12 protein-coding genes and 1 pseudogene are annotated in these 12,793 nt (G+C 64.4%); 10 read left to right on the top strand and 3 right to left on the bottom strand.

The annotated features are described in order from the left end of the window. Positions 1-885: 885 nt before the first annotated feature. The 3 genes from AC5RW2_RS37780 to AC5RW2_RS37790 form a co-directional block, all read right to left on the bottom strand. Positions 886-1,881: an NAD(P)-dependent alcohol dehydrogenase gene (locus tag AC5RW2_RS37780; RefSeq protein ID WP_494075146.1), complete on the bottom strand. Its 996-nt coding sequence runs from the start codon at positions 1,879-1,881 to the stop codon at positions 886-888. A gap of 75 nt (positions 1,882-1,956) precedes the next feature. Then, the gene (locus tag AC5RW2_RS37785; protein ID WP_494032652.1) at positions 1,957-3,102 is read right to left on the bottom strand and encodes a serine hydrolase domain-containing protein; all 1,146 of its coding nucleotides are present in this window, start codon (positions 3,100-3,102) and stop codon (positions 1,957-1,959) included. A 242-nt stretch (positions 3,103-3,344) separates the two neighbouring features. Further along, positions 3,345-5,684 (bottom strand): CaiB/BaiF CoA-transferase family protein, encoded by a 2,340-nt coding sequence (locus AC5RW2_RS37790; protein ID WP_494032651.1) that lies wholly within the window; start codon positions 5,682-5,684, stop codon positions 3,345-3,347. Between the two features lie 157 nt (positions 5,685-5,841). Between AC5RW2_RS37790 and AC5RW2_RS37795 the strand changes: the two genes are divergently transcribed. From AC5RW2_RS37795 to AC5RW2_RS37840, 10 genes and pseudogenes are all read left to right on the top strand, one after another. Beyond that, positions 5,842-6,108 carry a TetR/AcrR family transcriptional regulator gene (locus AC5RW2_RS37795; protein ID WP_494075147.1) on the top strand — a complete coding sequence of 89 codons (267 nt, stop codon included), beginning with the start codon at positions 5,842-5,844 and terminating at the stop codon, positions 6,106-6,108. A gap of 16 nt (positions 6,109-6,124) precedes the next feature. Then, on the top strand, positions 6,125-6,499 hold the full coding sequence (locus AC5RW2_RS37800; protein ID WP_494075148.1) for a hypothetical protein: 375 nt from the start codon (positions 6,125-6,127) through the stop codon (positions 6,497-6,499). 54 nt (positions 6,500-6,553) lie between these two features. Continuing rightward, positions 6,554-7,318, top strand: a complete 765-nt coding sequence (locus AC5RW2_RS37805) for an SDR family NAD(P)-dependent oxidoreductase (RefSeq protein ID WP_494032664.1) — start codon at positions 6,554-6,556, stop codon at positions 7,316-7,318. Between the two features lie 30 nt (positions 7,319-7,348). Continuing rightward, on the top strand, positions 7,349-8,791 hold the full coding sequence (locus AC5RW2_RS37810) for an aldehyde dehydrogenase family protein (protein ID WP_494032649.1): 1,443 nt from the start codon (positions 7,349-7,351) through the stop codon (positions 8,789-8,791). Between the two features lie 10 nt (positions 8,792-8,801). Continuing rightward, the gene (locus AC5RW2_RS37815) at positions 8,802-9,242 is read left to right on the top strand and encodes a MaoC family dehydratase (protein WP_494032648.1); all 441 of its coding nucleotides are present in this window, start codon (positions 8,802-8,804) and stop codon (positions 9,240-9,242) included. 14 nt (positions 9,243-9,256) lie between these two features. Beyond that, positions 9,257-10,417 carry a thiolase C-terminal domain-containing protein gene (locus AC5RW2_RS37820; protein WP_494032647.1) on the top strand — a complete coding sequence of 387 codons (1,161 nt, stop codon included), beginning with the start codon at positions 9,257-9,259 and terminating at the stop codon, positions 10,415-10,417. Next, positions 10,414-10,836, top strand: a complete 423-nt coding sequence (locus AC5RW2_RS37825) for a Zn-ribbon domain-containing OB-fold protein (RefSeq protein WP_494032646.1) — start codon at positions 10,414-10,416, stop codon at positions 10,834-10,836. The genes AC5RW2_RS37820 and AC5RW2_RS37825 overlap by 4 nt, the downstream gene beginning before the upstream one ends. Then, positions 10,829-11,296 (top strand): FAS1-like dehydratase domain-containing protein, encoded by a 468-nt coding sequence (locus tag AC5RW2_RS37830; protein ID WP_494032645.1) that lies wholly within the window; start codon positions 10,829-10,831, stop codon positions 11,294-11,296. The genes AC5RW2_RS37825 and AC5RW2_RS37830 overlap by 8 nt, the downstream gene beginning before the upstream one ends. Positions 11,297-11,520: 224 nt before the next feature. Beyond that, positions 11,521-11,886 (top strand): annotated as a pseudogene (locus AC5RW2_RS37835) (IS3 family transposase); the annotation flags it as partial. A 153-nt stretch (positions 11,887-12,039) separates the two neighbouring features. After that, on the top strand, positions 12,040-12,600 hold the full coding sequence (locus AC5RW2_RS37840; protein ID WP_494032644.1) for a tyrosine-type recombinase/integrase: 561 nt from the start codon (positions 12,040-12,042) through the stop codon (positions 12,598-12,600). Positions 12,601-12,793: the final 193 nt, after the last annotated feature.

Genomic DNA, 12,793 nt, shown 5'->3' on the forward strand with positions numbered 1-12,793 from the left:
GCCGACGCCGGAGCCTGCCTCGATGATTTTGACGTCGAGGCCTAAATCTATGAGCTTCTTCGCTTGATAGATGCCGGTGACTCCTAGGCCGACGACGACAGCGTCGTGGCGGGAGGTGAAGGCCGAAGTTTGTGGGTGTGACACGAGGATCTTCTCTCGATCGGATAGCAGATGAGCATTACCAGGTAAGGACGGCGACGCCGTCCCAGCAGATGGATTCATAAGTGACAGTAGGACTTATCTAGCGCTAGGTCAAGACGGTGACGTAATTCACGCGCTTCTCTATATAGTCAGGTCGGCACGTGTGGCAGGTGTCCCGCAGGCTCCTAGAGTTGAGATCCGCGTGGGGAGGCCACTGCCACGCGAGCAGAGTCGCTGGTTACGCGCTTCGAGGTCACAAAGGAAAACTCACGGGCCGACGGCCAGAACTCGAAGAACGTAAACGCGAAATCCAGTACACAGTCGTGTACGTGACCCGCTGAAGCCGCGACTATGGCCGGGAAAAGCCGCAGCCTATCTAATCTGCTGCTCTCCGCCGGGACCTCCAGCCGTGGCCTAATGGCAGAACTGGCCGCCTGCAGGGACGCCCTGGCCTCGGCGGACATCGCCGAGCATCGACTCACTCCAACAGCGGCTTATCACCCTGGCCCCTGAGGAGACCCAGATCTTGGAGATTGAAGGCGAGGTCGACTGCGTCTGATAACTGCCGAGCCCCGCCGGCCTCAAGATCCGCCACCGCCAGCTGGCCGGGACGCCGGGGAAGCCGCATGAGGCACGACCGGGATTTCGTGGCAGTAGTGACATGAAGCGCCACGCAGCGAATCTTTTCGCCGCTGCGCTGCGATCGATACGAATTGCCCCGGCTTTCGAGAATCACATCATGAATCAGGGAATGAGCACGGCGCGGCCGCGAATCGCGCCCGATCTCAGGCGCCTATACACGTTGGGGCCCTCGTCAAGCGTGTGAGTCTCGATCTCCGTGCGGATTCGACCACTCGCGGCAAGCGCAAGGACCTCCCACAGCTCCGGGAGTGTTCCCCAGAATGGCCTCAGCACAGAAACACCCATCGGCAGCTCGCCGACAGCGACACGGAGGACACCGGGGCCGGCACCCACCAACGAGATAACCCCTGCACGTGCGACCACGCTCCGCCCGAGGTCGACCGTCGCCTGCACCCGCACCATGTCGAGAACTACGTCAACTCCCTCACCGTCTGTGAGTTCGCGGATGCGCCGCTCGGCATCGGAGTCGGCTAGGAAGGCATGGTGCGCGCCAACGTCCCTGGCCAGCTCGAGCTTGTCCTCCCGCACATCCACGGCGATCACGGTCACGCCGGGGGCCACCGCCAACAACACCTGAATCGCCAGGTGACCCAACCCACCTACTCCCAGTACGAGGGCGCGCGCGCCCGGTCGGAGCTGCGGACGGCATTCCATCACCGCGTGATATGACGTCAGACCGGCATCCGTGAGCGCCACAGCCTCGACCGGGTCGAGGCCACCCAGGGGCACGAGGTAGCGTTCCGCGGGCACCAGGAGGTACTCCGCCATCGCCCCGTCCGTCTTGATGCCGGGGGGTGTGGGCCCGCCGGCTTGTCGGCAGTAGTTCTCGGCTCCCGAACTGCAGTTCCGGCAGCGGCCACAGCCCCATGGTCCGTACACCGCGACGTCGTCGCCGATGGTCACGCGTTCTACGCCCGCCCCCACGGCGACGACTTCACCCGCGGCTTCATGCCCGAGAGTCATTGGCAGGGAAGCACCGGTAGACGCCCATGCCTCCGGCGTCTGATTCATCACCCACTCGTCTGAGTGGCAGACCCCGGCTGCCTTCACGCGCAGCAGGATTTCGCCTTGCCCAGGAGTTGGCATTTCAGCGTGCATGACCTGAGGCTCCTCGCCGAGCCCCGCGAAGCGGAGGGCACGCATCAGGCTTCTCTTCCCGTCACGTCCACACCCTTACGCAACGGTGGCGAGCGAACGGGCGGCGGCCTCGTAGAGGGCGACCCCTCGTTCGTCGCCGACGATGGTGTTCTGCATGTTGTTCATCACGTAGGCGACGGTCATGCCGGATCCGAGGTCGTTCGTCACGAACGAACCGCCCCAGCCGCCCCAGTAGTAGGTCCGCTCGTTGACCGGCAGCGGAAGGCCCTTCGACCGCAGCGCGAATCCCAGGCCCCACGTAATGTCGGCGCCGGTCACCCTGTCGATGCCGTCTGCCTGCACCTCGAATACGGCTTCGCAGGTCTCGCGAGACAGGAAGCGGCGTCCGCCGACCTCCCCGCCGTTCGAGAGCACGCGCTGCACCATCGCCACCGAACGAGCGTTGCCGTGCCCCCCGGCAGCTCCGATCTCGGCGTGTCGCCACCAATCGGTGTTTGCCACTTCTCCGCTAGAGATGGGAGGGTTCGTCAGACTGCGCGACGTGATGGTCGTCGGGTCGCTGAAGTCGTGCGTGGCGATGGGTGGCGGTCCCACGACGGGGCTGATCCGGTCAAAGTCCTTCTCAGCGGGGACGATCTGGAAATCGGCGCCGAGTGGCTCGGCCAGTTCGGTGCGGAAGAAGTCCGGGAGCGTCTGCCCTGTGATCCGACGCACGAGTTCGCCGATCAGTGGGCCGTGCGAGTAACCGTGGTACCCGGAGCCATCGCCGGGGGTCCACCACGGAGCCTGTGCCGCAAGGAGCGAGGTCAGCTTTTCAAAATCACCGAAGTCCTCCGGCGCGAGCGGCTCATCCCACCCTGAGAGGCCGGAGGTGTGGCTCAGGACGTGACGGACGAGAACGCCTTCCTTGCCCGCAGCGGCGAACTCGGGCCAGTAACGCGCCACAGGTGCGTTGAGCTCCAACTCGCCGCGATCCACAAGCAGAAGGGCAGCCAGCAAGGACATCGTCTTGGTGGTCGACCAGACGTTGGTGATCGTATCTTTTTCCCACGGGCGACCCGTGGATTCGTCAGCAGTACCCCCCCAGAGGTCAACGAGGATCTCGCCCTCCACTGCGACCGCCACAGAGGCGCCAATCTCCAGCCCCTTGTCGAAGTTGGACTGGAATGCTTCCTTAACGGCCTCGAACTTCGGGTCGCAGGTGCCGTGGATCTCAACCATATCTATCAATCTCCTTGATTCCGGCAGCCGCACGATCGGCGCGGGCTGCTGCTGCTGTATTTGTTTACGTGCTTGTCCCGACGTGATGTAGCCGAACTCGTCACCGGCCAGGAGCGCGATCGCATTCGCGACCTCTTTTCACCGCGGCCTCCCCGTCGGAACCGGAGGTGGATACGACTCTGGGCTACTGGTCTACGTGAGATCGAAGTCACCACCGAGTGTGCTACTTAGCGATCGCTATGTCAATGGCGGGCCTCCAATGCCTTCGCCCGCACCGATGGTGCAGGATCATGGACGAACAGGGTTCCATCTTCGACGAGCCGCGCCACCTTGCGTGCATCCAGACCCAGGAGCCCGCCGGCGATTTGCCGCGTGTGCTCAGCGAGCAGCGGCGCGGGCCGCATGAGCGGTTTCGGCAACGACGAGAAGCCTGCCTCCACCGCGTGGACTCGCAGTCCCTGCGGATACTGGGGCTGCATCAGCATCGCGAACGCAGATCGGTCAGCGAGGTCCCCGTCACCCGGCAGGGTGACCTCGTGGACGACAGGCGACGCTCGTACGCCGGCCTGCTGCAGCTGCGTCGCCGCGGTCTCCGGTGCGACGCCGGAGGCCCACGCGCAGATTTCCTGTTCCAGTTCCTCCGTGTGCGCTATTCGATCCGAGGGCGTTACGAAGCGCGCGTCCTCGAGCAGATCTGGCCGCCCCATCACACGACACAGCGCATGGAACGAATCGTCCCCATCAACCTCTAGATAGATCCATTGATCTTCTGCGGGCTTCCCTTGAGCGGCAAAAACTCCCTGCGGGGCGTCCCGGGGAACGCGCGTGTCCCCCATATCCTTCACCTGCGCGGCTGCGTTCAGAATGATGTCGATCTGTGCGGCCTTGGCATCTCCGCCAATGCCGAGAACTCGCTCACGCAGCACCATGGCCACTGCGAGGATCGCGCTGATCCTACCCGCAAGGTGGTCGGGGAATACGGTGAGCCCATCACCGAAGCTGTCGGCGGCGTCGGGATATCTCCACTGGTGTGTCAGGCCGGACATCGCGCGAACCAGCGGACCGTATCCAAAGTAGCCTTGGAATGCCTTGGATTCGCCGAATGCACTCGCTTCAACCGTGACGATCGAGGGATTCACGCGTGAGAGAGAGGCGAAATCGATTCCTAAAGACTCGAGGGTGCCGGGCTTGAAATTGCTCAGCACCACGTCCGATCGTGCAACCAGTCGACGGAAGACTTCCTTCCCTTCAGCCTGCCGCAGATCCACGCCAAAACTGCGCTTGTTGCGGTGGCCCCGAGCGAAGCTCTCTGACATCCCCGTCGCGAGCGTCGCGAGCCGCGATCCATCGAGGTGCTCCCGGCTCTCGACCTTGATGACATCAGCCCCGTAGTCCGCCAAGAGACGTGACGCCTCTGCGCCTGCCACGATGACTCCCAGATCCAGCACGCGGATCCCTTCGAGGGGCATCTCCGCGTTGTCCCACGGCGAGAGATGGTCGAAAAACCTCCCTCCTGAACGCCAGGTGTTCCCGGGAGTCGCTCGGTCGGTAGGTACCCGACGCCCGTCTATGACGAACAGACTCTGCACCTCGGGTCGCACCGTGCCGTCCGGTTGCTCGACATCAACGATCGCACCTGACTCGTGCATCGCGGCCGAGGCAATGGCACTCCGGAAAGATTTGACGCCCGCGATCGGAATGCCCCGCGCCTGCCCCTCCCGGATGGCGTCGGCTTGCGACATCCCTGCGAGGTGCGCCGCGATCAACGGGTAGAGTGTCGGGGCAGCCGCGAGCCGCTCCTCACCTCGATCAAAGCGCTCGTCGGCGAACTCGGCGGGCTCGCCCAGCCATCTGAACATGCCCTTCCATTGGCGCGGGCTCAGCATGCACAGGCGTACCCACCCGTTTTCGGCCGCGAAGACCGGGTAGAGCCCTGCCGCATCAGGGCGGCCGATCGTGGCGCTCAGATTCTGAGCGCCGAGCACGCTGCCCTTGATCCCGAACGCAGGATCGAGCGCGTGGATCATCGCATCGGCAACCGAGAAATCGATGCGCTGCCCGCGCCCACTTCGTGCGGCGGCCACGATACCCAGCATGATGGTCCAGACACAGTGGACCGCGGCGGTGATATCGACGATGAAGGTTGGAGGCATCAGAGGCGTACCCCGTTCCGGCAAACCTGAACGCGCAAGAGCACCCGAAAGAGCCATGTGCACGCCAGGTGAGGCCGCCCAAGCCGATCGATCTCCGCGTTTGCCAAATTCACTCACAGTGACCCAGAGCAGTCCCGGGGAATCCTGTCGCAACCGTCGCTCGTCGAGGTTGTGTCTGCCTTCAGTCTCACAGTCGATGATGATGACGTCCGCCGTCGACGCAAGATCCATGATGTAATCGTCCCTTGCGATCCGCTTGTTCCTACGACGCGTGGAGTCGACGCTTGCGGCGTCCGGCGTGACCACGTCGGCGCCGAGGTCGGCAAGAAGACGAGACGCGAGCTCTAGCGGGCCATCCACCAGGTCGAGCACGCGCAGCCCGGCGAGGGGCCCAGGGGCGGTTTGAGGACGATGCTCAGGTGACGACACGTCAGCTCCTTCGTTGAGGTGGTGCCATTATCCAAACAGGCAGGTCTGACTGTTTTTGTTTACGGTATGAGAATCTGGCAGGGAGCGCAACGACCCCCTGCGCCGCACATCGATCGCCGTAATGCTTACTCGACACTGATCAGAAGGAGGCACTTCAATGGCAGACGCGGACCAGCCCCTGCCGCGCCAGCGCGCCGTCCAGGAACGAAGCATGCAGACCAGGACGCAGATCCTTAATGCCGCGATCACCGTCCTCACCACCGATGGATATGCGGGGGCGACAACCACCCGCATCCAGGAGGCGGCCGGGGTGAGCCGCGGGAGGCTCCTCCACCACTTCCGCTCTCGGGACGAGCTGCTCGTCGCTGCGGTTCAGCAACTCGCCGCCACGCGCATGGGCCTCCTGCAACAACGATCGAACTGACGCTGCTATCGATGCGATGTGGGAGACGCACCAGCAGAGTTACTTCTGGGCCTCCACCGAACTGTGGATCGCCGCTCGCCACGACGAGCAGCTGCGCGCCGTTCTGCTACCCCGCGAACGCGCACTCGGACAGGTGATCCAGGACACTGTCCGCTCATTCTTTGGCCCGCAGCTGTCCGCGCTTCCGAACTACCAGGCGCTGGCGAATCTGCTGCTGACGAGCATGCGCGGCACAGCCCTGACCTACGCGTTGACCGGCGCACCACCGGCCACGGAACCCGCCGTCGACGAGTGGAAGCACATAGCGCGTTGCCTCCTGGGCATTACACCGGGCGGCGCGCCCTCCTTCCCCGGCCCCTTGACCACCCCAGACTCTGCGGCTATCGTCTGACATATACAGTCAAGCATGACTGTATACAGCAGCGTAGGCAGAGAGGCTCCGATGATTGACATTGCAGGATCTAGCGCGATCGTGACCGGGGGCGCGTCTGGCCTCGGACTGAACACGACTCGCCAACTTCATCAAGCAGGAGCTCACGTCACGATCCTCGATATGTCGGACGAGGCAGGTCATCGCGTCGTCGACGAGCTCGGCAGGCGCGTGGACTTCGTCCGGGGCGACGTCACAGACGAGGGATCGGTGAGCGAGGCCGTGAAGCACGCCGCTGAGCGCGGCCCCGTGCGCATCCTCGTGAACTGTGCGGGGGTCGGCACCCCGGGGCTGGTTTTGCGCAAGGGCGTGCCCGCCCCCTTGGACGACTTCACACGCGTCGTGCGCATCAATCTCATTGGCACATTCAACGCGATCCGTCTCACCGTGCCGGCTATGCTCGAGGCCGATCCGATCGGCGAAGAGCGTGGCGTCATCATTAACACGGCATCTGTCGCGGCATTCGACGGCCAGATCGGCCAGGCGGCGTATGCGGCCTCGAAGGCCGGCGTCGCCGGCCTGACGCTTCCCCTCGCGCGCGAATTCGCGCGTTCCCAAATCCGTGTGGCGACCATCGCGCCCGGAATCTTCGAGACGCCGATGCTCATGAACGATCTGACGGAGGAGTATCGCGCAAGGCTCGGCGACCAGGTACCCCATCCGTCGCGGCTGGGCCGCCCCGATGAGTACGCCGCCCTCGTCATGCACATTATCGAGAACGCCATGCTGAACGGCGAGACCATTCGCCTCGATGGCGCCATTCGCATGGCCCCGCGGTGACCCTTGGGGCAACGAATCAAAGGAACAGACATGATGGTGAATTTCACCGACGCGCCGCTGGCACCGAAGCTGCTCATCGACGGAGAGCTGGTCGACGGCGACCGCCCGCCGATGGAGATCCTCAATCCCGCTGACGAGAGCGTGTTCGCGCACTCCGCGAGCGGATCACCCGAACAGCTATCGGCAGCCATCGAGGCAGCCCGCACCGCATTCCCGGGGTGGCGCGACACCCCGGTCGAGCAACGCCGGTCCGCACTACGGAAGATCTCCACCCTGATCCAGGACCATCAGGAGGAGCTCGCGATGCTCCTCACCTCCGAGCAAGGCAAGCGTCTCAGCGAGGCGAGTTCAGAGATCGGTCGTGCCTGCCTGTGGTTCAAGGAGATGGCCGAATTCGAAGTCCCCTGGGATGTAGTTGTCGAGGAGGACGACGATCGCGTCGTCCGCGCACGCCGTGTCCCGCTCGGTGTCGTCGCCGCGCTATCGCCCTGGAACTTCCCCGTGACCCTCGCGATGTGGAAGGTCGCCCCGGCGCTTCTCACCGGCAACACGGTGGTGCTGAAGCCGTCTCCGTATACGCCGGTCACCAACCTTCGGATCGCCGAGCTCATCCAGCCGGTATTACCGCGCGGTGTCCTCAACGTCGTCGCCGGCGATCACGACCTCGGGCCGCAGCTGACGAGCGACCCGCGCATCGACCGCATCGTCTTCACGGGCTCGACGAACACCGGCAGTGCCGTCATGCGCTCCGCAGCTGAGTCCCTCGCGAGCGTCACGCTGGAACTCGGCGGCAACGACGCCGCGATCGTCATGCCTGACGTCGACATCGAAAGCACCGCCCAAAAGGTCTTCTGGATGTGCTTCACCAACAACGCGCAGTACTGCCTCGCTGCCAAGCGCGTGTACATCCACGAACGCATCTACGAGACCTTCGCCGCCCGCGTGGTGGAGTATGCACGGCAGTTGCGCACCGGAAACGGCCTCGACCCCGACATCGACCTCGGTCCGGTGGCGAACCGCGACCAATACGACCGTGTCTGTGCCCTTATCGACCGCGTCTCGGCGGAGGGCCATTCGTTCCTCCTACGCGGCGAGATTCCCGAGGGGAAAGGCTTCTACATCGCCCCGTCGATCGTCGACAATCCGCCTGACGACTCCGAGGTCGTTGCGGAGGAGTCATTCGGTCCCATTGTCCCGTTCCTCAAGTTCTCCGACGTGGACGAGGTCGTCGACCGTGTGAACGCGTCTCCGTACGGCCTGGGCGGATCCGTCTGGTCTGCCGACCTCAAGGTCGCGAGCGACATCGCTCAGCGGATCGACTCGGGCATCGTATGGATCAACGAGACACAACGACTCACGCCGGATTTCCCCCTGAGCGGGCACAAGAAGTCCGGTGTCGGCAGAGAGAACGGGCTTGATGGCGTTCTGGAGTACACCAACGTGCAGATCATCTCGGCCTACCGTGGCTCCTGAAGGCGGCGACATGAGCCGCTCCGCCCTCGCCGCACTGACTCCCGGCACCGTAGTCGCAACCCGCGACCATACGGCCGATGAGATCGACCTGTTCCTGTTCAGCGCCGCGTGCTCGCTCCCGCACCGGATCCACTACGACGAGGAATTCGCGCAGTCAGAGGGGTTGAAGACGGTTCCCGTGCATGGACCGTTGCAGGCCACCTGGCTGACGCAACTCGCCGCCGAATGGGCCGCCCAGAACGGAGCAGACCTCGCGACGAGCACGGTGCGTCATCAAAGCTCGGCCTACCCGCATGATCGGCTGCAGGCCTCTCTGGTGTTCGCCGGAGCTGAACCTAATCCGTCAGGTTCCGGCCTCGAGGTCGTTCTCGACCTCTCCCTCACAAAGGAAGACGGCACGGTGACGACCGCCGGCACCGCTCGCGTGAGACTAAACAACGACGACAAGTGACGGAGGGTTCTTACATGAGCACTGCACCCGTATTCGTCGCGGGAATCGGTGCGACCGAGTTCTCCCGCGCCAGCGGAAGATCCGTCGGAGCACTCGCACGAGAAGCGGCGCTGAGCGCACTCGCCGATGCTCAACTGGCGCCCGGCGATGTCGGGGCTGTCGTCCCCGTGGGTGGCTCGCTGTTCACCGAGGATGTCATCGCCGGACTGGGGCTGGACGACGACGTAGCCGACCTCCTTCCTCCACCCGGCGGGAACGGCGGTCTCAATTCGGTGGGCACCGCCGAGACGATCCTGCGATCAGGACTCGCCAACGTCACCCTCGTCGTGTTCGCGCGCAACGGACGCTCGGCCAACAGGATCGGTCGTCGCGTCGCCGCACTCCCGGGTCAGCAGTTCCGTGAATTTCTCGAGCGCCCCTACGGATGGTCGTCACCAGCACAGTGGTACGCGATGATCGCGCAGCGCCACATGGCCGAGTACGACACGAGTCCCGATGCACTCGCCGAGGTCGCTCTGACGATGCGGGCCCATGCCCAGCTCAATCCGGCCGCCATGATGTTCGGACGCACGATGACGCGTGAGGACTACGATGCCTCGCCTATGTTCACCGAACCGTACCGGCTTTTCGACTGCTGCCTGGAGACAGACGGTGCCGTGGCCGTGGTGATGACGTGCCGAGATCGGGACGTCCTTGACGTGGGCGCACGCGACATCCCGCTTCTGGCGTTCAGCGCCGCCCGGCCGGAGAGCGCAGACGACCTCACCAATCGCGAAGACTGGTTCCGGATCGGTCTGACGACCGCCGCGCCGGCCGTGTACGAGCAGGCGAGCCTCGGGCCACACGACGTCGACACCGCGATGATCTACGACTGCTTTACCTTCGAGGTGCTGCATCAGTTGGAAGAGGCCGGCTTCTGCCCACGGGGCGAGGTCGACAGCTTCGTTGCCTCCGGGGCACTACGGCTCGGGGGCTCACTCCCCACCAACACACACGGTGGTCTGCTCTCCGAGGGCCACCTACTCGGACTTTCGCATGTCGCCGAAGCCGTTCGTCAGCTACGCGGCGAAGCCACGGGACGCCAGGTCGACGACGCTAGGATTGCGGCCGTGACCGGCTGGGGCGACTGGGGAGACGGTTCCATGGCGCTGCTCGGCGGAAGGAGCATGCGATGAACACCGAAGAGATGCTGAACCGCGCGCAACTGATCGCACCCGAGATGGTGCCATATCTGCAGGGCGACACCCGTTCTGACCTGCTCGTGCCGCGCTGCATCGCCTGCGGCTCGCTGCAGTGGCCGCCGCGCCCGTCGTGCTCGACGTGCGGCGAGGACATCTTCGAGCCTGAACCTGTCGAGCCGATCGGAGAGCTCTACTCGTGGACCACTACCCATCGGGCGCCGTCTCCGGAGTTCTCCTCTCTCGTGCCGTACACGGTCGTCATCGTCGAGCTGGACACGACAGATCAAGTCCGTCTGCTGGGACGGCTCGCCCAGACGAACGCAGCTCCCACCCTCCGCGTCGGAATGCGAATGCGCGGCGAACGCGAGCACCGAGACGGGCTGCAGCTGCTGGTTTGGAGGATCGATGAGTGACGACGTCGGAACAATGCCGTTCCCCCCTCAAGTGGCGACGATCGCCGTAACGCGGGAGGCGATCATGCGGTTCGCCGCGGCCGCCGGGATCTCCTCCCCCAAGCATCATGACGTGCTAGCGGCGCAACGAGCCGGTTTCACCGACCTCGTCGCACCGCCGTATTTCTTCACGGCGCTGGGCCTGACGATGGGGCGGATCCATACGCGAGCTGAGCTCAGCGACGGGGGGCTCCCAATAGACGACCCACTCGCCGTGCGGAAGATCGTCGCGGGTGAGACGACGGTTCGTTGGTTTGGGCAGATCGTGGCGGGCGACATCATCACCGTCACCCAGGTCTTGCTCGATGTGAAGCGTAAGACTGGCAGGTCTGGACCCTTGGAGATTTATACGTTCCGGCGCGACTACGCACGCGACGGCGAGCTCGTAGTACAGGAGCACTACTCGCGCATCGCGCGGTGACGCCTGTCTCCGCCCCGTACCGTTCGTAGTCCAGATGTCACAACGTAGGTTGTTATCGACTTTAAACCCACGGGAGCTGCAGTAGATGCAGGAACTCCCTACGTGGACGTTACGACGCCGCGCAGGTCAGCCTCGGAACTCACAGGCCTCCCAACAAGTGGTCCGCGATGAGCTCTGATCGCGCGCTACACGTGGAGATAAGTGCGCAGACCAGCCAGTGTCCGGTCGAGATGTGCTGCTGGCTCGAGGTGTCCCGGTCCGGGTTCTACCACTGGCGGTCCCGTCCCCTCTCGGCCACCGCCGCCCGCCGGGCCGAACTCACGGAGCGGGTAAAGCACTTCTTTGCCGCCTCGGACGGAACCTACGGCTACCGGCGAATCCACGCCGACCTGGCCGCCGAAGGCACCGAATGCTCCCCGGAACTGGTACGCCGGATCATGCGCGCCGAGAACCTGGTGCCGTGCCAGCCCCGGCCCTTCCGCACCACCACCGAGGCCGACGCGGAGGCCGCCGCGACGATCCCAGATCTGGTGCGCCGCGACTTCACCGCCGACCACCCGGGGATCAAGTTCGTCGGGGACATCACCCATTCGGCTCAGTTCGCGGTTATGTGCAGTTTGGTCGGGTGAACGCGTGGTCGGGCCTTCACTGGCTGGGCATGATGCCCGCTGACCGTCGCCGTTGCTGCACATAATCACGATGCTTCTTGTATCCGATCGTTTCGGAAGACAAGGAGCATCCTAATGAGTGACCGATTGATGCTGGAGGAAGTGCTCACGACCTTCGACGAGCACCTGCACCGCACCCGCGGTGTGTGTTCGGGGACGCGCCGCAACTACATCAGGTATGTGCACGGGTTCCTGGAGACCGTGTCCGCCGACGGTTCGGTGGATTTCGGGGACGTCCACGCGCGCGAGGTGATCGAGTTCATCGGTGGCCTGACACGCCCCTACCAGCCGAGGACGGTGGAATTGGCGGCGACGTCAGTGCGGTCATTCTTCCGTTTCCTCCGCGCGAAGGGGCTGCATGGAGACCGGTTGGAGGACGCGGTCCCGATGGTGCCGCATCGCCGGAGCGGTCTTGTTCGGCATCTGGATCCGGGAGGCTTCGAGCAGCTGATCTCCTCACTGGACTCGGCCTCACCTCGTGGGCTGCGGGACCGGGCGATCATCTTATGCATAGCGCGGCTGGGGCTGCGAGCCAGTGAAGTCGTGCAGTTGCGGCTGGAGGACATCGACTGGCGCAACGCCACCGTGCGGGTGCGTGCCCGTAAGACCGGTCACGGCGCGCGGACGGCGTCCTGATCGACATCACCAGCCCCGCCCGGGCGATCGGTTTCAGCCGGGAGGCTGCGATGACGTCTGCGGCCTGGGCTGAGGCTGTGGCCTGGAATGCCGGGAACAGCTCCTGGCAGGACGAGCAGGGGCGCCTCTGGGACGTACTGGTCATGGCGGCCGGTGCGGCCCGCGCTGCCCGGTCCTGTTCCAGGATTCCGTT

It is taken from the genome of Arthrobacter sp. B0316-1-20 (assembly GCF_059091865.1).